Consider the following 20246-nt stretch of genomic DNA (forward strand, 5'->3'; position numbering starts at 1 on the left):
CGATTCAAATGCTTACAGATGCTACAGAAAAGATCGGCGAGGTTCAATTCGATACAACGACGCTAAAGTCTATTGAGTACTCTCTTGCCACGACACTGGCAAATAAAACCATTCGACGTCGGGATGAGATTGGTGTTCTTGCAAATAGTTTCATTACCATGTGTACACGCTTGCAGCAATCCATGGAAGAAATCCAATCATGGAATCGTGAGTTGGATGCCCGCGTACAGGCTCGCACCCAACAATTATCCATCCTGAACACAGTTGCATTGACCGTTAATCAATCCCTTAACCTTGACGATATCCTGGATCGAGCTTTAGACGACGTATTGAAACTCAAAGGGATCGATGTAATCGCCATCTATCTCCATGATTCCGTTAGTGGCCAATTGGCACTAAAAGCTCATCGTGGACTTTCCGAGAAAGCTGCCCGCACAGCTTATAAGGTCGGCATGCTTGATGGAGATTGTGGCGGGGTTTTGGAACTTGGTCGAATAATCGTTGTGCCAGATATTTCTTCATACCGTGGAAGAGGCGCAAGATCATTGCAACGGGAGAAAGTTAAATCCCTCGTACACGTCCCCCTGATGACCAAAGGCTGGGCTCTGGGAAGTATGTGTGTCGGCACCCATGATACAACTCAATTTGGTGAATCTGAACAAAGCCTACTCAGTGCTATTGGAAATCAAATCGCCATCGCAGTTGAAAACGCGCGTTTATATGCTGATGTGCAACGCAAGGAACGCGTACGGGGCGAATTATTTAAGAAAACACTAGCTGCCCAGGAAGATGAACGTAAACGCATCGCACGCGAATTACATGATGAAGTTAGCCAATCCCTGACAGCTTTACTTTACGACGCCGAAAACGGATTGGAACTGGATGATCTCCCTGCAATTCGAGGGCGGTTGCAAAGTATTTGCGATCTAACCCAACACACATTGGAGAATATCCATAAACTCATGTTCGATCTGCGTCCATCAATGCTTGACCAACTGGGCCTGATCCCAGCCTTACGCTGGCTGTCCGAAACAAGACTGGAGCCTAAAGGGATACGGGTCAAAGTGAATTCCAACCTGGCGGATAGTGAAATAAACACCCAGCGCCTATCACCTGAAATTGAAACGGCCCTCTATCGTGTCGTACAGGAAGCTATCAACAACATTGCTCGTCACTCGGCTGCACGAAATGTGGAAATTTTCCTGACCGTAAACAACGACGTAACGAATATCAGCATCACTGATGACGGGATTGGTTTTGATCTAACAGAATTAAGGATTGAAACTCTGGAAGAAATTGACAACAAGGATTTTCTCTTGCCCGAAAATACCCGCGGACTGGGGTTGCTTGGGATGCAAGAGCGCATTGAATTATTAGGAGGAGAATTGGATATCGATTCAACCCTTAGCAACGGAACCAAAATCCATATCCATGTTCCGATTGCCGAAAGGAGCCCTATCTATGATTAGGGTTCTGATCGTTGACGACCATGCTATTTTACGTGATGGGATTCGTTCGATTCTGGAAAGTCAGGATGACATTGTTGTCGTAGGAGAAGCAAGCAATGGGTCAGACGCGCTTGAATACATCAGTACCTTGTTACCGAATATTGTGCTTATGGACATATCCATGCCCAAAACGAACGGCCTAGAAGCCACACGCTTGGTAAAAGAACGCTTTCCCCATGTCAAAGTATTGATCCTGACACAACACGATAATCGTGAATATATTGCTCCAGCATTGGGAGCGGGTGCTTCAGGCTATGTCCTGAAACGTTCCGGCAGGAGTGAAATGCTGAATGCGATCAGGCAGGTTCATGAACAGGGAGCCTACCTGACTAACAAGATCACACAAAAAATATTGCAGGAGTATACCCAACCAGGTCATAGCAATAGTGATATCAAACAGAATCTGACAGATCGGGAATGTCAGGTTCTCGAGTTGATCGTAGAGGGCAAAAGCAATAAGGAGGTAGCTTTAGTTCTCAACATCAGCCACAAAACGGTTTCTGTGCATCGGACCAATATCATGTCCAAGCTAGACGTTCAGAACACGGTCGAATTGATCCGTGCAGCTTCCTCCCACCCTTTACGCAAATTCCCGGCCACCAACTAGATGACTGGGGAGCAAAAAAGTCAATCAATATCATACAAAAAGGAGAACGTCATGAACGACTTGAAATTAAATTTTGTCAAGATCCCTGCATCTGAGTTTACAATGGGTAGCAAACGGCCACATGATCGTGATGCAGACAACACTGAAATGCCTGCCCAAGTGTTGCACGTTAGTGATTATTACATTATGAAATTCCCGGTTACAAATGTACAATACAATCAGTTCGTCCAGGCAATTGGCTGCCGTCCTCCCCTATTTTGGCCAGATGGGGAGTATCCTGCTGAACTAGCCGATCATCCAGTCGTAGGCGTTTCTTATTTCGATGCGATGGCTTTCTGCGCCTGGGCTTCTGAGATGACCGGTCTTCCAGTCCGTTTGCCCACAGAGCCAGAATGGGAAAAAGCTGCACGTGGCCCTGAAATAAGGGTGTTTTCCTGGGGAGACGATTGGGATAAAGGAATTTGCAATACCAGCGAAGAAAAAAATAATGGAACATCCAAGGTAGGCCAATTCTCCCCTCAAGGAGATAGTCCTTATGGGATTGCTGATATGGGTGGCAACGTACAGGAATGGAGTTCTTCCTTATATGGATCTTACCCTTATAACCCAACAGACGGGCGGGAAGAACATGTCTATGATCTGCACAAAGAAGATATTTTGCCAAAATGGCTTGAGACGGGTTGCACATCTGTGCCCAATTCTGTAGAAGCCTCTATCGGGAAATCCGTCATTCGCGGAGGTTCATGGCGCGAGACAAAGTTCCGCGCACGTTGTGCTTATAGAAGCTGGGCAGCCCCTATGCACCGCAGTGATGATACAGGTTTCCGTTGTTGTCACGAGCCAAAAGAGTAGGACTTAAAAGAACAAGCTGGCAATTCCCCATCCAATTAGCGCAATCATAAACGTTGCCAGTCCAATTGCCTGCATATACAAAGTCATCAGTACAACACGACGTTGGTCGGGGCGCAATTTCAAGTAATATCGATCCAAAAACCACTTGATAATCTGGCGTCCCCGACCATTGTTTAATTCACTGTAGCGTTTAATATTGAACAGCCATTCACTAATAACACCACGAACTGTGGGGATGAAATTCTCCCCTCCTATATTTTCGTCGCAAAAAACCTCTTCATAGTTAATACGTGTACCAAGGGGGATGCTTTGAAATCGCCAGGTAATGATCGTTTTACAATCTTCGTCGAGATAATAGCTGAATTTATGCAATAGCTCGTGTTCTGTAACAAAATACTCTTGTCGGGCAGGCATCTCAAACTCCGGTTCCTGGTCGCTGGTCGCAATTATTTCTTTAGCGTCATCAGATATTAACTCTTTCGAATGACTTGTATCAGCCTGGGTCGATTTCAGGGACAGCATTTGAATCAGTCCGGATATTGCGCCTTGGGTAGCATTCAATGTTCCATAGGAGAGACCAAAGGGCATATCAGTCAATACCCGGACCCGGTAACTGCTCCCGGTTTGTGGATAATTTGGAGATACATCCAACAGTTGACTTAGCCCCCACAACGGACTAAGTTGCATACGCCGATCAATATCAACAACCGTATCAAAGACATCCTGACACGGTGCTTCAATATCGATCAGCTTCGTTATTTTTTGCATGAGTCCATTTTACCCCCTTTGGAATTCACTTGCTCACTTTCTAAGGAAAGTCTAATTCACTGACACTAACCAGTTACTATAAAAACCCGGGAACAAAAAAGGCTCATGGAAGTTAGATTGCTTCCATGAGCCTATGACCTTAGGCAATTTCTATTATTTCACTTGCCACTCCTTCCTGCGCAGGAAGAATTTCGTGATCTCTTCAGAGATCGCTGGCAGGAGCGCCAGCCCGATTACGACGAGCCATTCGTTCAAGTTCAGCCAGTGAGTATTGAATATCGGTTGCAGGAAGGGGACAGCAGCAACCAATATCAACAAGAATACTGAAAGCCCCACTGCGTATTGCATATATTTATTGGAAAAAACACCAATTGAGAATAGTGAAGCACGCTCCGAGCGAACGGTGTAAGAACGGAACAACTCACACAGCGAGAGGGTCAGGAAGGCCATTGTTTCGGCAGTTTGCACATCCACACCGAACCAGTCGTGCTGGATCAGGCCAACGATGGGGTTGACACCTACTGGGAGTGCCTGGTCAATATGCCAATACAAGCCCAGACCGAAAGCGGTCAACACCGCTGTAGTCTGTGTGATAGTCTGGATGATGATTCCCATTCCCATCGTCCGATTGATGATCGGCTCGTTTTTGGCGTGCGGCTTTTCCATCATAATGCCCGGATCGCCTTTTTCCATCGCCAGCGCCAGGGCAGGCGCCCCATCAGTAACTAGGTTCAGCCACAACAACTGGATCGCCGTGAGCGGCGCGGGGAGCCCCGCTAGCGTCGCCAGGAAGATGATCATGATCTCGGCCACATTGGAGGAAAGTAGGAAGAAGACAAATTTACGGATATTGCTGTAAATGATCCTGCCCTGCTCAACCGCTGAAACGATGCTGGCATAGTTGTCATCGGTCAACACCATATCTGCGGTTTCCTTGGCCACATCTGTGCCGGTAATGCCCATCGCCACACCGATGTCGGCACGCTTGATCGCCGGAGCATCGTTGACACCGTCACCGGTCATGGCAACGACTTCATCGTTGGCCTGCAGTGCATCCACGATCTTCATCTTATGTTCCGGTGATACTCGGGCGAACACATCCGTTTCTTTGATCTCGGCTCTGAGCGTATCAACATCCATTTTGTCTATGTCTGCACCGGTGGCTACTTTGTGTCCGGGCTTCAGCAGACCAATCGCCTCGGCAATGGCGCGCGCCGTGTTGGGGTAATCGCCTGTGATCATCACCGTGCGGATACCTGCATTGCCCCCCTCTACCAGCGCAGATTTGACCTCAGGGCGAGCCGGATCGATCATTCCCTGCAACCCGACGAAAACAAGATCCTGTTCGACTTCTTCTGCTTTGAGTTTGCCGTTTTCTCCAGGAGCTTCTTTTTCAATGCGGTAAGCCATACCCAGCACGCGCAAGGCATCTTTTGTCATTAAGTCATTTGCTTCAAGGACACGTTGGCGTTTCTCATCTGTCATTGGTTTGGACTGGTCATCCATAGTTTGGTAATGCGTACACAGATCAAGCACCATATCTGGAGCGCCTTTGATCGCAATAACAGACCAATCGCGCTTTTTATCGTCATAAAATGGGGATATATCTTCAGGACTCGGCTCACTGACCTCATGGACTGTGATCATGCGCTTACGCTCAGAGTCAAAAGGTACCTCGTTCTCACGTGGGTAAGCCTGCTTCACATCAATGGGCAGTGCCCCAGCTTTGGCTGCCGCTACCAACAACGCCCCTTCAGTCGGATCACCAACGATACGATAGGTTTCTTCGCTGTCAGTTTCCCCCGTGATCTCAAGCTCGGCATCATTATTGAGCACACCTAGCCAAAGAGTAGTCAATGCAGCCGGGTATTTGGTCACATCCACTGGTTTATCATCTACAGTGAAATCACCTTCAGGAACATAACCTGAACCCGTCACTCCGAAATACTGCCCGTCCACCCAAAGACGTGTAACCGTCATTTCATTCTGGGTCAGAGTACCGGTTTTATCGGAACAAATCACAGTAGCTGAACCAAGCGTTTCAACGGATGACAGCTTGCGGATGAGTGCGTGGCGTCTGATCATCTCGCGCATCCCAAGCGCCAGACTGATGGTCACCACTGCGGGCAATCCTTCCGGAACAGCCGCGATAGCCAAACTGATGGCAATAATGAACGCTTCTGTTATCACCTCAGCATAGTCCGTAAAGTATTGCACTGGGCCACTGAACAACTCGTTTATATTTGTATAGTTGATCAAGGCAACGATAAAGACGATTGCCACCAGAATCAACGATGCGATACTCAACGTTTTTCCCAATTCATCCAATCGGCGTTGAAGTGGTGTTTCTTCCGATTCTACTGTCTGCAACATGGTTGCGATCAGGCCCAATTGTGTGCGCATACCTGTACCAACCACAACTCCACGTCCACGTCCGTATGAGACCAACGTGCCCATGAAAGCAGTGTTCTTACGGTCACCTATGGGAACATCTTTATCCATGATGCTGGCAGCACTCTTTTGCACGGGCAAAGATTCTCCAGTCAGGGATGCTTCTTCAACCCGCAGATTGATGGCTTCCAATAAGCGTACGTCCGCTGGAACGTAATTCCCCGCCTCAAGAAAGACAATATCACCAGGTACCAGTTCGCGCGCAGGGACAACCTGTCGGCTACCATTACGCAGGACTTGCGCATCTGGAGCAGCAAGTTTTTTCAGAGCTGCTAGCGCTTCTTCGGCACGCTGCTCCTGGACAATGCCGAGCACCGCATTGAGAACCACAATCGCCATGATGGCGCCCGCTTCTATATATTCGCCCAATAAGGCTGAAACAATGGATGCAACTATTAGTAGGATCACAACAAAGTTGTTAAATTGGTCCCACAACATATGCCAGAATGTAGGACGCGGTGCTTCCTGCAATTCATTTTGACCATATTGAGCAATGCGCCGGGCAACCTGCTCATCACCCAGGCCAGCATCCTGAACTTCAAGATGCCTGAGTACATCTTCAGCCGTTAGTGCATGCCAGGCTTGCTCTTCGTTCTGCTCGGTTTTGACGGTGTCATTTAGTTTGTTGTTCTGCATCTGCGCTCCTCTTCGATTTAAAATTAGTTTAGCTCTGCACGCAAAGGTGCTTTAAATTCCCAACATTTTGTAACAGTGCTGACAAGCAATAGGCGGAGGTGATAATTCATTGTCACCAGAATCGCCTGCCAGATAGGAAAACATAGCTAATGGGCTTTTGCCCACATTGCGGCGTTTGAAAGCTGAAACGAATTTCTCTCGTTCAACACCGTCAAGTGCCACCGTAAAACCATCACAGACATTCCCAAAAGAAACCGTATCAAAGGGATGGGATTCTCCTTGATAAAAACGCGGGATCTGTCCGTCGAGGGTCAAGCCCAGATAGACACAGGGTGTCACTTCACCACGATGATTAACATACACAGTATTGACCGGATCCGAATCACAAACTGCTGTGTTCGGTTCCTCTTTTAGCGGGTAGATTCTCAAGGGGATGTTCAGTCGTTCGGCATTCATTTTTGCCTGATTGACGATCTCCATATCTTCGAGAAGTGGCTCTTCCCCAAACACGTGCTGGTGGTCTAAAGTGATGCTGGGGGAATAGGTGAGATTTGTTGCTACAACCTCATCCGCACCCAGTGAAGCTGCCAGTTCTACCAGCGAGGGGAATTCGGTCAGGTTAGTACGCGTCATCAAGAAGTGTAGTTCCAGCCAGGGATTTGTGACCCCATTTTTACGCTTCAGGTTGGCCAGATTCTCAAAGTTCCTGCATAGCTTGGTAAATTCAGATTTGGTGCGCAATGATTCATGAACGGAAGCAACCGTCCCCGCGAATGAAACGGAGATCAGATTCACGCCCATGTCCAGCAAGCGACGATTCTGGTCATCCTGCAGATAAGTGCCATTAGTGGTGAATCCGGTCTGGCAGCCCTGTTGCTGGGCCATCTCAAGCATTTCCCAGAGATGTGGATGCAGCATTGGCTCCCCCCAGCCTTGCAAATACACCAATTCAAATAAATTCAGATGAGGGGCGATACTCTCGCTATACAGGCCAAGCGGCAAATCCCCCTCCACCCAGCGGTCAGACAAGGCATCGTGCGGGCAAAAAACACATCCCGTACCACATCGGCTGGTGACTTCAATTTGAACAACGCCAAAGGGACGCTTCTTTATGGGCACCTTCTTTGATTGCGAACGCAGTTTTGGAAAGAAATTTCCGAGATTTGAAAAAGATGGAAGTTTCATTGAATACCGTATAGGTCCTGAACTAATTTAAGGTAAGTAGAAGGGTCTTCATCTGCCGATAATTCGCGGAGATGAACCGTCGGCTCATGTAATAGTTTTCCCACAATCGCTTTTCCCATAGCCTGTACCAGCTGCTCCTGATGCGGTGTCAGAGAGCCTAAACGACGCAGGGTTTTCTCAACCTCTGCCTGGTAGATGATTTCGGCTTTGCTGTGGAGTGCTTGGATAATCGGTACGCAACCACGAGCACCGTACCACTGATGAAAGCTGTCGAACTCCTGCTGAATGATTACTTCAACTTTCTGATAAATCGATCTTGTTACTGGATGGCTGGTTTTCACAACGATCCCCAGATCATCAATATTCGCTAGCTGCACACCAGGAATAGAGGTGATCTCCGGGTCAGCATCCCGCGGTACAGCCAAGTCTGCCACCAGAAGCGGGCGGCCATCACGAGCCTTCTGTGCTTTCTCCACAGCATCGGCGTGCAAAACAATATGTGGCGCACCTGTTGAGCAAATCACGATATCGGCCTGTTTCAAGGTTTCATTCAAGGCATCAAAATGGACAGCAGTTCCATGCAGATTTTGAGCCAGTTTCTCCGCCCGTTCATAAGTACGATTGGCAATCATGATGCAGCGTAGCCCAGCCTTGATTAAAGCCCGCGCAGTGATCGAGCTGATCTTTCCTGCGCCAATCAATAAGACTGTGCGGTTTTCCAATGGACCCAAAGCCTGCTGTGCCAATTCGACGACCACGCTTGCTACAGAAATATCTCCCCGTCCGATCTCTGTCTCGGCGCGGGCGCGCTTTCCAGCCTGGATAGCATAGCGAAATAACGCTGAAAGGATCGGGCCAGTCGCTCCTGCCACTTGAGCCGTCTCTGCTGCAGACCTCACCTGTCCCAGAATCTCATTCTCCCCTAAGACCAACGAATCCAACCCAGCCGAAACCTGCATCAGATGTTCGACCGCATCCTCACCTCGCAGGACGTACACCAAATGCTGCAAGTTCTCTACAGGCAATTTGGCATGAGATGCGAAAAACTCTTGAATTTTTTTTTCACTAACGGGCGAATTGCATGTACAAAGATAAATTTCGGTTCGATTACAGGTTGATAGCAAGACAACTTCGTTTATCTCGATAGTTTCGTCGCTCAGCAACTCTTTCAAGACAAAGGGGATACGCTCAGCTCCGAATGCCAAACGTTCGCGCACTTCCACTGGCGCGACCTTATGATTGAGCCCGATCATCAAAATTGGCATGGAAGTCATTGGCGTATCCATTAAGTTACCCGCCCCTGACGAGACTCACGATAAGTTCGGGCTCTATCTACCAAGCCCTTTGCCCAGTTTGGTGCTCCACCACTGTGCAAGTGAGTGTAAGCCGCCAGCACATTTCGATAAGTGATTCCATCTCGGCCATTCCCGAGACCATTCCCCCGTGATAAGCCATATACAGTAGAAAGAGAGCTTTTGCTACCGTTGACAGACATCGAAACCAAGCGCGAATTATGGAACTCATGTCCACGCAGGCTCGTACCAGAGGGGAAGAAGGGGTTCTCGTTTTCAACTTGTGCAATTACGTAGCCATGCCCCTGGGGTTTGTCAGTCATCTCGATCTCGCAAGGCAACGCACCGACCATCTCAGCAGATTTTTCACCCCAAATGATACGCTGAGAGAGGTACATCAATCCGCCACATTCCGCGTAGACAGGCAGGTCGTCTTCAATTGCCTGGCGGATTGCCGTACGAAGATGAACATTTGCAGATAATTCATCCATGAATATCTCAGGGAAACCACCGCCAATGTAGAGAGCATCTATCAAGGGCATGTCTGTGTCATGCAAGGCATTGATGAAGACTAGGTCAGCGTCTGCGTCTTCCAACGCTTCTAGACTGGCAGGATAATAGAAAGTAAAAGCTCTGTCTCGCAAAACCCCAATCTTGACGTGCGGGGATTGGGTAACCTGATCTGCAGCTTGATTCTGGTCTGGCACGGAAATGGCAGGAGCGGTACGGGCAATATCCAGAACTGTGTCTAAGTCAAGGTAATGTTCAATGGTCTGCTGGCAAGCCATGATGGCGGAGAGATTCGCATCTTCCTCCGCACGTGGGATTAATCCTAGATGACGATCCGGAATGGTTAAACTTTTATTTCTAGGTATCGCGCCAACTACTGGGATGTCACAATGATTTTCAATCGCCTGACGTAAGCGTGCTTCATGGCGGCTGCGGGCAACATTGTTGAGTACAACACCCGCAATATTTGTGCCCGGCTCGAAGGTCTGGCAACCATGTACGATTGCGGCCACACTGCGCCCAATCCGTGTTGCGCTAACCACTAGCAGGATGGGCGCATCCAATGTACGAGCAACTGCGGCCGTGCTGAACTCTCCCATTTCATCGAAAGAATCAAATAGACCGTGATTGCCTTCAATCAGGCTGATATCCGCCCCGCCTACAGAGTACACAAAGGCCCGAAGAAGTGCTTCGGGCTGCTCATAGAAAAACGGATCCAGAGTACGGCAGGGGTTTCCGGCTGCCTCACTCAACCAGGATGGATCAATATAATCAGGCCCCTTTTTGTAAGGTTGTACAATAAGATTACGTGCCTTAAATGCCGCACACAGCCCCAGTGTTACTGTAGTTTTCCCGCTTTGCCCCTGAGGGGCCGCAATAACTAAGCGAGGCGCAAGGCATTCTTGGTTAGACATCAAATATCTATATCAGGCTACCACCCTCTACAGGTGGAATACTGAATGAATTTAGTATTCTGTAACCGTTACTGCATCTTTCTCGCAGGAGGCCTCACAGGATAAGCACCCACTGCAAACATCAGGGTCACCTGTAAACATGGCGTATTTTTTACCGTCTTCTTCAACCATTGCGATCATCTGCTCAGGGCAGTTCTCAACGCAGTCGCCGCAAGCTTCGCATTTCTCAATATCGATTTCTACAATGAACATGGTGCCTCCAGATAAAACAATATTTTTAGAATGTAAATGACAGATCAGACTCGAATCCTCGTTTAATCAAAAAACTGGGTCCCACCAAAGTCTCGATCTCTTCAATGAGATCCTCCGAGGTCATATCACAGAGCGCGAGGGCTGTGTCACAGACAAAGAACTTGACACCCAGAGCCAACGCATCATCGATGAATTCACGGATTGTCCGTCCGCCTTCCTTGGAATGCAAAGCTTCCGCAACGCCCTCTTTCAAAATCTTCGGCGCTTGCAACACAAAGTGTATCTCAGCTTCTGCACCAGCTTTCACCGCTTCCCCAGCAAATACGAACGGGCCCGGACAGCGCTCGGGGTTATCAGAACCAAATGTTGCGACAATCAAAACTTTTTTGCCTGCATATTCTGCTGACATTAATTATCTCCTGATTTTCTTCTTTATTCTTTTTCTTCAGTTTTTTCTTCTTCGGCTTCCGGAGGGGTCGGCCATACAATTGCGTTGGCAACCAATTCGCTCAAGTTTTGGATCTTGACCTTGAGCTTGTAATGGCGCTTGATCTCATCCAATTGGTCGAGACAGTTATGGCAGGAGGTGGCAACGATCTCCGCACCTGTCGCTGAAATCTGGTCGGCTTTGGCTTTCCCAGCCTCTTTACGAGCATTGGAAAATTCGGTCATGGAGAGCATCCCGCCACCGCCGCCGCAACAGTAGTTTTCTACACCATGCGGCGTCATCTCGACAAAGTCTGTGACCACATTACGCAGGATATAACGCGGCTCATCCACAATGCCGCCATTGCGCGCCTGGTTACAGGGATCGTGAAAGGTAACCCGCTTCTGGTTGCGCGTTGGATCAAGCTTCAAGCGACCTTCTTTAATATACTGCGCCTGGAGTTCAACAAAACTGATAACTTCAAAGGGGTAGCTATGTCCAATCCAGTTTTCGGCCTCCCAACGTTGAGAACGGTAACCATGTCCGCATTCAGCCATAACCAGCGTTTCAGCACCCAGATGATTGACTGCCCCCTCCAGGTTGCTAGCCATCTGGGCAGCGGCAGCATCATCACCTGAGAATAGGCCATAGTTGGTGGCATCCCAGCTTTCAGTGCTAAGAGTCCAATCTTCACCTGCGGCGTTAAAAATCTTGGCCGCGGCCTGGATGAGATAGGGGAAATACTTAATCTCGCGCGGATTGAAGGTATAAACCACACGCGCATTTTTTTTGTTAAATGGGATGGTTATACTAGGATCACCCAGTTCAGCCTGGAGTTCCTCTAACATCCACTCAACGGTTTCAACATAGTCTTCTTCGTTGACGCCCATGTTGTTGCCTTTTTCGAGGTGGACGTTAACCGTAGCTTTGAGTCCCCCGGGCGTCATATCAATGGCCGTCAGCATGGCGCGGGCGGTGCGAACAATGTGACGCGTGTCCACACCCATCGGGCAGTTGATGACGCAACGTCCGCACATGGTGCAGGAACCAAAAGCTGTCATAATCAACTCGTCGACCATTTCCTGATCAAGTTCTGCGGCGCCTACCCAGCCGGGAGCTGCTTTGCCTACTGGATCAAAGAGCTTGCGATAAACTTTTCTCAGCTGTTCGGCGCGATACGCTGGAACATGCTCCGGTTTGGGATTCGAAACATAATAATGGCAAGAATCGGCACAGACGCCGCAGCGCACACACACTTCCAACGAGGCTTCCAGTTGGCGGTTTAGGCGCTGACGCAAAACGTCTATAGCGAGAGATTTTTTTTCGTCCGTAAGATTGAAGCGTTTGTCAGTGAATTTTTCGTTGGTCATGCTATACCTCTATTCCGCGTATTTTCCTTTTGATTGTCCAATCACACCCCGGTGTCCAAAACCCTTTCCGAAAAAGAATTTTGAGAAGAAGAAGTAAACGCAGTGGCGGATTTTACCGAGTGGGATGTAGACGCCCACAATCCCCGTCACTACATAGAAAACGGGTAGAGCCGAGGGCCAAAGCAGGGTCGCAAACCCCAATGCAATAAAAAACGATGAGAGAAAGACCGAGACATAATCATCCGGGACACTTAAGACGCGCTCGTTAGGTCCCGAAAGGCGCATGAAAATGCCAGCAAACCCGAAGAGTGCGCCAAACCCTGTAATTACTACCCCCAACCAGATGAGCCAATTCGGTAAGATTTCCAGCCAGGGGCTAACCAACAGCACTCCGAATGCTGTGAATATCCCGACATGGAAGAAGATGCCGCGCATATAGGATATCCAGTGGATACGCGTGGATTCCTTCTCCCAAGGGGCCATCCCCAGTGTGAAGGCAAACAAAAGGCCTCGCCCCGTCAAGCCACGCTCACGTGACAAGTCCTTTTTGAAGGGCCGGTTCATAATGGTTTTGAGTCGCAGGAGTATCCCCAGCAAACAAAGTGCCAAACCGACGATTGCAATAATGCGAGTGATTGCGATACTGTCCATTGTGTTCAGGTTCCTTATTGGAGTTGTTCGTTTATTTTGTAGAAATCAGTTGCGTTGCTTCGCAAGCCTGGACAAGAACGGCTTCTGCACTGGTTGTGTCCAACGCCCAAAGCGCATCTGCCAAATCAAGCAAGGCCTGGATTGGAGCAAGTGAGTCACCGCGTACACGTGCGGCCAGTGCCATGCCTTGCGCTCGTTCAATCAGTTCCTTATCGTGCGAGGCCGCAGTTACAGCACGTAAGACGATGGCCTTGTCCGCTTCACGGCTCATTTCATCGATCAAGGCTAATGCAGCCTGCGGGTCTTGATCCGCCATAGCTAGAGCCAATTCAACCAGCGGATAGGAATCGCCCAGATTGCCAGCCATCTGGCTTGCGGCTTCGTATTCATCGAGCGCGGTCAGTGCCTGAACTTTATAGTAAGTGGATGAAATGGAGTCGACCAATGCTGCATCTCCCGTTTTTCGGATAACATCACGCAAGGCCAGGTCGCGATATAGCGACTTCGCCGCCCGGACAGCGACGTCTGCATTTTTCCAAGCTACAGCGATGGTAGCCTGGGCACGAGCTTGCTCATAGGGATCAGCAATATCTGCGGCGGTCTCCAAGGCAGAACTGTATTCTCCCAGACGAAGTAGTGCGCTGACACGCGCATCGGGATACGCAAGATCAATCTTCTCAATCAGCGTTGTATCGCCAGAAGAGACAGCAAGATCGCTCAAAGCATAGGCAAGCGCCGCACCTTTTACAGAATTAAGTGCAGCAAGGGCTTCGTCGAATAGAGCGTTCTGACCAGAAGCCAGGCCAATTTCACGCAGAGAATACGCACGTTGAACGGGGTCTTCGATTTCACGGGCTGCTTCAGCGGCATGGCCAAAGAGGGTTTGATTGTTAGTAAGAGCTGCCAGTTCGCGGTAGGTCCAAGTGCGTAGTGCTGGATCGTCAATTTGTGCGGCGGTTGGAGCAGCCCTAGCCGAATCTACTTTTGCCCAGGCCAAAGCCAGTCCGCGTAATTGCAAATCGCGATAGAGACCTTGCTGACTTTCAAGATTTTCCTGCTCCGCATTCAAAATCGAAACTGCACGCCCTAAATCAATTTCATTCCATTCTAGGGCAATAAGCGGCAAAGCCCAGGTTCGACCACGAGCGGCATTCAAATCAGCGGCAATCAGATCAGCTGCTTCCATCTCTACTTTTTGCCCAGCCGTGGCCTCTTGCACCATCAAACTCTGTCCCCAAAGTGCTGTTCCATTTTTTCGGGCTATTTCCAGAGCTAGAAGGGATTCTTCCAGCAGAGTCTCTGCCTCTGCGGTATCCAATTGACTCCAAGCCGTTCCCACACGAGCCAGCATCCAAGCGCGTGCTTGAGCACGGTCAGCGGCATTGGCCGCTCGCTGGGCAACGTCAAGCGTGGCTTGCGCGTCCTGCTGCTCTTCTGTGGTTTCCATCACCTCAACCTCTGGTATGCGGAAAATAGGCAGGGCAAAGAAGATTAGCACAGCCAATACAAGCACAACTCGCCAAAATGTGGCCCAAGATTTACTAACTGTCCCCGCACGAACAGCATGTGTGTTGTAGAGGCCCCAGGCTAGTGAGCCGAGCAGAATCAACGTGACAATAGCAGCATAGAGAAGCACCGTGCGTTGTTTTGCAGCTTCCGCCATCTGGTTCAAGACGGCATAAGCTTTGTTCATCTGATAACGTGTGGTCTGTGCCTCGCTGACAAAGGCATCTAGGCTGGTGACAGGGGTATCCAGCATACGGCTGTAGCGCTGAGTATAGTTATCCAAACGGGATTGCGTTTTTTTAGGCAGAGTACCGACTGCCTCCTGAGCACGGTCGATCATGAGCAGCAATCGTTCGGTGTAGTACAACTCTTCATGGATGACTGTTGCTGCCGGGCAAGGGCTGTTGACTTCGCGGCCAATACCACCTTTCCATTCGGTGACGGTGGTGAGACGCTGGTCATCCGCCAGGTGACAAGAAATACAGTAATTGCCGGAGACAAGGGTTTGTCCTTCGGTTCCGGCTGGCAAGCCATGGGTGCGGGAAGAGGAGGAAGCTCAAGAGGCAGCCAGCGTCAATACTGCGAGAAAGATCAGAGTGGGAATCAAGATTCGTCGTTTCATGCGTCCATGCTCTCCGGTTGTTCTTCTGGAGTAGTCGGTTCATCCCGTTTTTCAGTCGCTACGATCCAGCGAGTTAGAAAATAATAAAAAATGCAGGCACCACCAACTATCAAGATGAAAAGAACGCTACCAGGACCAGCGTTATCGAAAAATGCGTGAACTAAAGCGCCAATATCCATGTAAAGCTCCTGAGTGCGTTAATCGCTAGATGCCGAGCTGGGCGCTGGCGACGTTTTCGTGGAATGGGCGTGACCGGGGAGTTCCTCTGCTGTTTCCCAAATAGGGATAATCGGAAAGAAACGAGTGAAAACCGCATACAGCAGAATCAATCCAGCAAAACAGGCTATCGTGATCAGTATCTCGGGCAAGGCAGGCAGGTAACTTCCCTGCCCCATTACGTGCAACATACGCGGGCTAATCTCGGTCGGGATGATGACGATATAGCGTTCCATCCACATACCGATATTGATCAGTACGGATGCAAACACCATCCAGCCGACACTGTTCTTGCCTTTGAAGATAAAGATTAGCAAGGGAATAACAAACACGAAAACGGTCATGCTCCAAAACATCGTCGCATAAGTACCGCTGAATTTATCGGTCAGGACGACCATCTCCTCGGTCATATTGCTGTAGCCAATGGTCAGGTATTCAGCAATCATCATATACAGCCATCCGAGGACAAAGGTGATCAAAAGTTTGCGCAGTGAATTGAAGAGCCCATTATGCAAAACTTTTTCCAAGCGATAGGCTTTACGCAACAGCGCCAGAACAATGACAACTGCTGCCGTTCCAGAAAGGATTGCGCCGAGAAGGAAGAACGGCCCGATTAAAGCCGTATGCCAGCCAGGTTGTACCGTCATGCCAAAGAGCCAAGAAACGACAGTGTGTACTGTGACAACTAGCATGGTCATGAAAACAGCCATACCATCCAGCACCTTCTCAAGTCGGTGGTACTGTTCAGAATCATGGTTCCATCCCAAGGCAAGGATCTCGTACATACGGTGCTGCCAATGCGGGACATTCGTCAAGCGGTCGCGGCACATGGCAATGTCCGGAAGTAGCGAAAGATAGAAAAAGACAACGCTGGAAAGCAAGTAAAGACTGACAGCAGTGACATCCCACAAGATCGGTGATTGATAACGGCCGTAAAACACAAGATTGAGTAATCGTTCTGGGCGGCCCATATCGATGATGATTGAGCCGGCGCCGAAAGGCAGGCTGAAAAGCGTGATCGCTTCAGCAGCGCGGGTCAGCGGGGCACGCCAACTCTGACCAGCTATGCGCAGGATGGCCGAGATAAAAGTGCCTGAGTGTGCCAGGCCAATGAAGAAAACAAAATTGGTGATGTACACGCCCCAGTAAACCGGACGATTCATCCCTGTAATGCCAAGACCTTCAATATATTGCCAGATCCATGCAACCAGACCAGATAGCAGCAACGCAGTTAACGCGCCCCATAGAAGGTAGTCTCCTTTGGAAACTTTTCGTATGGGAGCAAGGATCGTTTGTGTGTGTTGATTCTTTGGTTCCATTGCCATCACCCTTGTTTTAAGTAATAGACCTTCGGATGAGTCCCCAATTCTTCGAACATCCGGAAGGCACGCGGGCTGTGCGACAGCTTGGACACCAGGCTGTTGGGGTCATTCAGGTCGCCAAAGTAGCGGGCTCGTCCTGTACAGGTTTCCACGCAGGCCGGAGTGTAGTCCGTTGCGTTGAAGGTACGGCCTTCAGCCTCGGCTTCTTCGCGCGCCTTACGCAGGCGCTGTACACAGAATGTACATTTTTCGACCACACCTTTGGGACGCGGCGCCACTTCAGGATCAGGATTCAAATGTTCCTTTAGTGCATCCGGCCATTCTGGGGCATACCAGTTAAAATAACGCACAGCATATGGGCAGGCCACCGTGCACATACGACAGCCGATACAGCGGTCATAATTCACCAGCACAGTGCCCTCTTCGTTCATAAAGGTCGCCTGCACCGGACAGACTTTCACACAGCTTGGCTCATCACAGTGCATACAGGGACGCGGCAAGATCGTAGTATGCACGTTCGGATACTCACCTTCCACAAAAGGTAATACCTCGTTCCACAGGATAGCGCGTCCCATATCGGCCTGATCTTTACCGGCGACAGGCGTATTGTTTTCCATGCGACAGGCTGCGGTGCAGCTCTGGCAGGCAAAGCATTTATCGAGATCAATTACCATTCCCCAACGGAGCATGTGCTACCTCCAGAATAAAGTTCCACTCAAACCGGATAAATTCGGACGCGGGCAGGGCCGGCAACAGCCAGACCCGTCAGCGGTTCGCTATCAAACTTAGTTAGCATATTGGGGTTAGCCCCAACAATAGAATTTTCTTTGGATTTGCGACCCCAACGTACAAAGGTATGATGTCCCTGCCCGGGCGGCAGGTAGACCGCGTTCGGCCAAATGCCCGCATATACGCGGACCGTGGCTTGCACCCGATTAATCGGCGATTCCACCCAGACGCGTTCCCCGTCTTCTAAATGCAAGGCTTCGGCAGCTTTCTGACTAACCTCCACCCAGCTATCCCATTTGACGTTTCCTTGCAGGCCGTAACTCTCCTGCAAAGTTGGGACAATGCCCTGCCACTGCTGGGATTGCGTGATCAGCGGCTGCGTGACTAGCAGGAATGGGTATTCGATGGAATCTGCGGTACTGTCTGTCAGGGTGGTGGGAATCTCGAAGTGTGGCAAGCAAGATAAATCGGAGTCCGGGGCGAGCGTGGCAAAGAGTTCACGGGAGAAGAAGTCGAAGCGTCCATCTTTGGGCGCGTTCAGGCGGTCACGTCCGACCACATCATTCCAGGCTGGGCTGCCAGGTTCCGCGTTGAAGTACACCAATTCAGACCAATTTCCATTGGCCTCCAGCTTCTCCCAATCCAGCGTGGAGAGACGGTCTTCGATCAGTTCCTTATAGGAGTTCCAAGGGAAGGCCTTTCCTACAGATCCCCCCAAACGTTGTGCCAAATCAAGCAGCACATCCCCGGGAGCACGCGTGTCGTGAACAGGCTCAACCACTGGACGGCGCAGGGAAATACCGGGGTAACCCGTGCCTTCCAGATAATCATCACCCCAAACTTCCATAAAAGTGCTGGCAGGCAGGATTAAATCAGCGTGCGCGGCGCTTTCATCCAAGGTGGAAGCAAAACTAACCACGAAGGGTACCTTCATCAGCGCTTCCACACTCTGCCCGCCGTTGGGCACATCGTAAACCGGGTTGTCGTTCAGCAGGAAAAGCGCTTCAATTGGATAAGGCTTTCCCTTTAGGATTCTTTCCGGTACGTTCTGGTAAGCTGAAATCGCCAAAGGGAATTGTGTACCAGCCCCGTCAAGGCGTTCCTGCTTTTCACCCTTTCTGGCATCGCTGTCGAGGGCGTAGGCAGGCCACTCAGTCAATTCCGGGAAGCGCTGAAGGATGACGCCACCCTGCGCATCAATCGAACCAACCAGCGCATTCAGCGCATGTACCGCCAGCGCAGTATGGAGTGCATTGCCGCTCGAGAGCTCGCCCGGTTCGGTGGGCAATACAGCCACAGCAGGCCGGTTGGTTGCAAACTCGCCTGCCACGCGGGCGATGACATCTGTTGGCACCCCCGTGATGGCTGAAACTCTGTCAAGCGTGTAGGATTCGAGCACCAGAGACTTGAAGCCTTGATGCGAATTACTTTCTGCATCTTCGAAGTCTTCGAAGCCATAGGTAAAATCGCGCACAAAATCTTCATCGTACAACTTGCTGTTGATGATGACACTCGCCATGCCCAAGGCCAGAGCGCCATATGTGCCGGGCCGGATCGGCACCCATTCGTCGGCCTTGATACCAGTCAACGAAAGGCGCGGGTGAACTGCCACCAACTTGCCGCGCTGTGGGCGTCCGCGGCGCATAAAGGCTGTAGCGCTCAAATAGCCGATCAGGTTACGACTGGATTCGAGCAGGTTTCCACCAAAGGTGAGTACATAATTGGCATTATTGATGTCATAAACCGGGATCGTGTTCACACCCTGCGAAAGCCACATTGCCAGGCGGGCAGTGCCCTCCCCCAGGCTTTCGCGCGAGATCACATTTGGTGAGCCATAAGCACGCATGAAACGGTTGACCACCTGACGCATCTGTCCGCGTAGTTCTCCGTGCATAAGTGCCACACTGTGCGATTTCCCGTCCTCGCGTAATTCCGCAAGCTTATCCACTACCAAGTCAAGCGCCTCATCCCAGGAGATTTCTTTCCAATCACCTGAGCCACGCGCACCGGTCTGGATGCGCGGATGTTTGATTCGTTCCGGGCTATAGAGCACTTCCAAGGCAGTTTGCCCTTTTAGACAACAGACACCCTGATTGAGCGGATGTAGCGGGTTGCCTTCAACTTTCACGGCTTTACCATTCACTACACGTACGTCCAATCCGCAGCCTGAGGGGCATAGCGCACAGGTCGTTTTGATAATGGCTTCTTCCAAAGAACCACTCTGAGTAACAACTGGCTTTTTAGCAGATTGCACGACACTAACACCCGCACCAGCGACTACAGTTGCGGCCCCGATCTTAAGGAAATCTCGGCGGGATAATTTTGATTTCTGGGTCTGGGATTGGGAATTTTCCATGCAGGCTATCCTTTACCAATCAACGGATGTAGACTAATTTCCATCGTATCCACTTAACCAACGGTATAGAGG

At 50.0% G+C, this 20246-nt stretch carries 17 protein-coding genes; 3 read left to right on the plus strand and 14 right to left on the minus strand.

Annotated elements, in window-relative coordinates; translation table 11 throughout:
- The 3 genes from AC3DOM_RS05140 to AC3DOM_RS05150 all read left to right on the plus strand — a co-directional run.
- Nucleotides 1–1469: GAF domain-containing protein (locus AC3DOM_RS05140; protein ID WP_487917953.1), on the plus strand; the 1469-nt coding region annotated here is incomplete at its 5' end.
- Entirely contained in the window at nucleotides 1462–2115 is a 654-nt protein-coding gene (locus AC3DOM_RS05145; RefSeq protein WP_487917954.1) for a response regulator transcription factor, read from the plus strand. The genes AC3DOM_RS05140 and AC3DOM_RS05145, both read left to right, overlap by 8 nt.
- Nucleotides 2116–2166: 51 nt before the next feature.
- Nucleotides 2167–2967: a formylglycine-generating enzyme family protein gene (locus AC3DOM_RS05150; protein ID WP_487917955.1), complete on the plus strand. Its 801-nt coding sequence runs from the start codon at nucleotides 2167–2169 to the stop codon at nucleotides 2965–2967.
- A 3-nt stretch (nucleotides 2968–2970) separates the two neighbouring features.
- On the opposite strand, the gene AC3DOM_RS05155 is transcribed toward AC3DOM_RS05150, so the two are convergent.
- The 14 genes from AC3DOM_RS05155 to AC3DOM_RS05220 all read right to left on the minus strand — a co-directional run bounded on the left by AC3DOM_RS05155 (nucleotide 2971) and on the right by AC3DOM_RS05220 (nucleotide 20174).
- The gene (locus AC3DOM_RS05155) at nucleotides 2971–3735 is read right to left on the minus strand and encodes a hypothetical protein (RefSeq protein ID WP_487917956.1); all 765 of its coding nucleotides are present in this window, start codon (nucleotides 3733–3735) and stop codon (nucleotides 2971–2973) included.
- A gap of 153 nt (nucleotides 3736–3888) precedes the next feature.
- Nucleotides 3889–6822, minus strand: coding sequence for a cation-translocating P-type ATPase (locus AC3DOM_RS05160; RefSeq protein ID WP_487917957.1), 2934 nt, complete (start codon nucleotides 6820–6822; stop codon nucleotides 3889–3891).
- Between the two features lie 51 nt (nucleotides 6823–6873).
- A complete protein-coding gene (locus tag AC3DOM_RS05165) occupies nucleotides 6874–8007 on the minus strand; it encodes a radical SAM protein (protein ID WP_487917958.1) in 1134 nt (377 codons plus the stop codon).
- The gene (gene hemA / locus AC3DOM_RS05170; protein ID WP_487917959.1) at nucleotides 8004–9281 is read right to left on the minus strand and encodes a glutamyl-tRNA reductase; all 1278 of its coding nucleotides are present in this window, start codon (nucleotides 9279–9281) and stop codon (nucleotides 8004–8006) included. The genes AC3DOM_RS05165 and hemA overlap by 4 nt, the downstream gene beginning before the upstream one ends.
- A gap of 11 nt (nucleotides 9282–9292) precedes the next feature.
- Nucleotides 9293–10723, minus strand: a complete 1431-nt coding sequence (locus AC3DOM_RS05175) for a cobyrinic acid a,c-diamide synthase CobB (protein ID WP_487917960.1) — start codon at nucleotides 10721–10723, stop codon at nucleotides 9293–9295.
- 51 nt (nucleotides 10724–10774) lie between these two features.
- On the minus strand, nucleotides 10775–10975 hold the full coding sequence (locus tag AC3DOM_RS05180; RefSeq protein ID WP_487917961.1) for an ATP-binding protein: 201 nt from the start codon (nucleotides 10973–10975) through the stop codon (nucleotides 10775–10777).
- Nucleotides 10976–11000: 25 nt separating this feature from the next.
- Nucleotides 11001–11384, minus strand: a complete 384-nt coding sequence (locus AC3DOM_RS05185) for a DsrE family protein (protein WP_487917962.1) — start codon at nucleotides 11382–11384, stop codon at nucleotides 11001–11003.
- A gap of 23 nt (nucleotides 11385–11407) precedes the next feature.
- Nucleotides 11408–12772: a (Fe-S)-binding protein gene (locus tag AC3DOM_RS05190; RefSeq protein ID WP_487917963.1), complete on the minus strand. Its 1365-nt coding sequence runs from the start codon at nucleotides 12770–12772 to the stop codon at nucleotides 11408–11410.
- A 9-nt stretch (nucleotides 12773–12781) separates the two neighbouring features.
- The gene (locus AC3DOM_RS05195; protein WP_487917964.1) at nucleotides 12782–13423 is read right to left on the minus strand and encodes a hypothetical protein; all 642 of its coding nucleotides are present in this window, start codon (nucleotides 13421–13423) and stop codon (nucleotides 12782–12784) included.
- A gap of 31 nt (nucleotides 13424–13454) precedes the next feature.
- On the minus strand, nucleotides 13455–15458 hold the full coding sequence (locus AC3DOM_RS05200) for a hypothetical protein (protein ID WP_487917965.1): 2004 nt from the start codon (nucleotides 15456–15458) through the stop codon (nucleotides 13455–13457).
- An 89-nt stretch (nucleotides 15459–15547) separates the two neighbouring features.
- Nucleotides 15548–15730 (minus strand): hypothetical protein, encoded by a 183-nt coding sequence (locus AC3DOM_RS05205; RefSeq protein ID WP_487917966.1) that lies wholly within the window; start codon nucleotides 15728–15730, stop codon nucleotides 15548–15550.
- Between the two features lie 18 nt (nucleotides 15731–15748).
- Nucleotides 15749–17092 (minus strand): NrfD/PsrC family molybdoenzyme membrane anchor subunit, encoded by a 1344-nt coding sequence (nrfD, locus tag AC3DOM_RS05210; protein ID WP_487917967.1) that lies wholly within the window; start codon nucleotides 17090–17092, stop codon nucleotides 15749–15751.
- Nucleotides 17092–17778, minus strand: coding sequence for a 4Fe-4S dicluster domain-containing protein (locus tag AC3DOM_RS05215; RefSeq protein WP_487917968.1), 687 nt, complete (start codon nucleotides 17776–17778; stop codon nucleotides 17092–17094). Before AC3DOM_RS05215 ends, nrfD begins: the two co-directional genes overlap by 1 nt.
- Before the next feature lie 26 nt (nucleotides 17779–17804).
- Nucleotides 17805–20174: a molybdopterin-containing oxidoreductase family protein gene (locus AC3DOM_RS05220; RefSeq protein ID WP_487917969.1), complete on the minus strand. Its 2370-nt coding sequence runs from the start codon at nucleotides 20172–20174 to the stop codon at nucleotides 17805–17807.
- Between the last annotated feature and the right edge of the window lie 72 nt (nucleotides 20175–20246).

Source organism: Candidatus Desulfolinea nitratireducens (genome assembly GCF_982879505.1).

Bases quoted from the DNA above. Each gene is read 5' to 3' on its own strand.
- AC3DOM_RS05145 (WP_487917954.1), top strand. From the start codon at position 1,462: ATGATTAGGGTTCTGATCGTTGACGACCATGCTATTTTACGTGATGGG.
- AC3DOM_RS05150 (WP_487917955.1), top strand. From the start codon at position 2,167: ATGAACGACTTGAAATTAAATTTTGTCAAGATCCCTGCATCTGAGTTT.
- AC3DOM_RS05155 (WP_487917956.1), bottom strand. From the start codon at position 3,735: ATGCAAAAAATAACGAAGCTGATCGATATTGAAGCACCGTGTCAGGAT.
- AC3DOM_RS05160 (WP_487917957.1), bottom strand. From the start codon at position 6,822: ATGCAGAACAACAAACTAAATGACACCGTCAAAACCGAGCAGAACGAA.
- AC3DOM_RS05165 (WP_487917958.1), bottom strand. From the start codon at position 8,007: ATGAAACTTCCATCTTTTTCAAATCTCGGAAATTTCTTTCCAAAACTG.
- hemA (WP_487917959.1), bottom strand. From the start codon at position 9,281: ATGACTTCCATGCCAATTTTGATGATCGGGCTCAATCATAAGGTCGCG.
- AC3DOM_RS05175 (WP_487917960.1), bottom strand. From the start codon at position 10,723: ATGTCTAACCAAGAATGCCTTGCGCCTCGCTTAGTTATTGCGGCCCCT.
- AC3DOM_RS05180 (WP_487917961.1), bottom strand. From the start codon at position 10,975: ATGTTCATTGTAGAAATCGATATTGAGAAATGCGAAGCTTGCGGCGAC.
- AC3DOM_RS05185 (WP_487917962.1), bottom strand. From the start codon at position 11,384: ATGTCAGCAGAATATGCAGGCAAAAAAGTTTTGATTGTCGCAACATTT.
- AC3DOM_RS05190 (WP_487917963.1), bottom strand. From the start codon at position 12,772: ATGACCAACGAAAAATTCACTGACAAACGCTTCAATCTTACGGACGAA.
- AC3DOM_RS05195 (WP_487917964.1), bottom strand. From the start codon at position 13,423: ATGGACAGTATCGCAATCACTCGCATTATTGCAATCGTCGGTTTGGCA.
- AC3DOM_RS05205 (WP_487917966.1), bottom strand. From the start codon at position 15,730: ATGGATATTGGCGCTTTAGTTCACGCATTTTTCGATAACGCTGGTCCT.
- nrfD (WP_487917967.1), bottom strand. From the start codon at position 17,092: ATGGCAATGGAACCAAAGAATCAACACACACAAACGATCCTTGCTCCC.
- AC3DOM_RS05215 (WP_487917968.1), bottom strand. From the start codon at position 17,778: ATGCTCCGTTGGGGAATGGTAATTGATCTCGATAAATGCTTTGCCTGC.
- AC3DOM_RS05220 (WP_487917969.1), bottom strand. From the start codon at position 20,174: ATGGAAAATTCCCAATCCCAGACCCAGAAATCAAAATTATCCCGCCGA.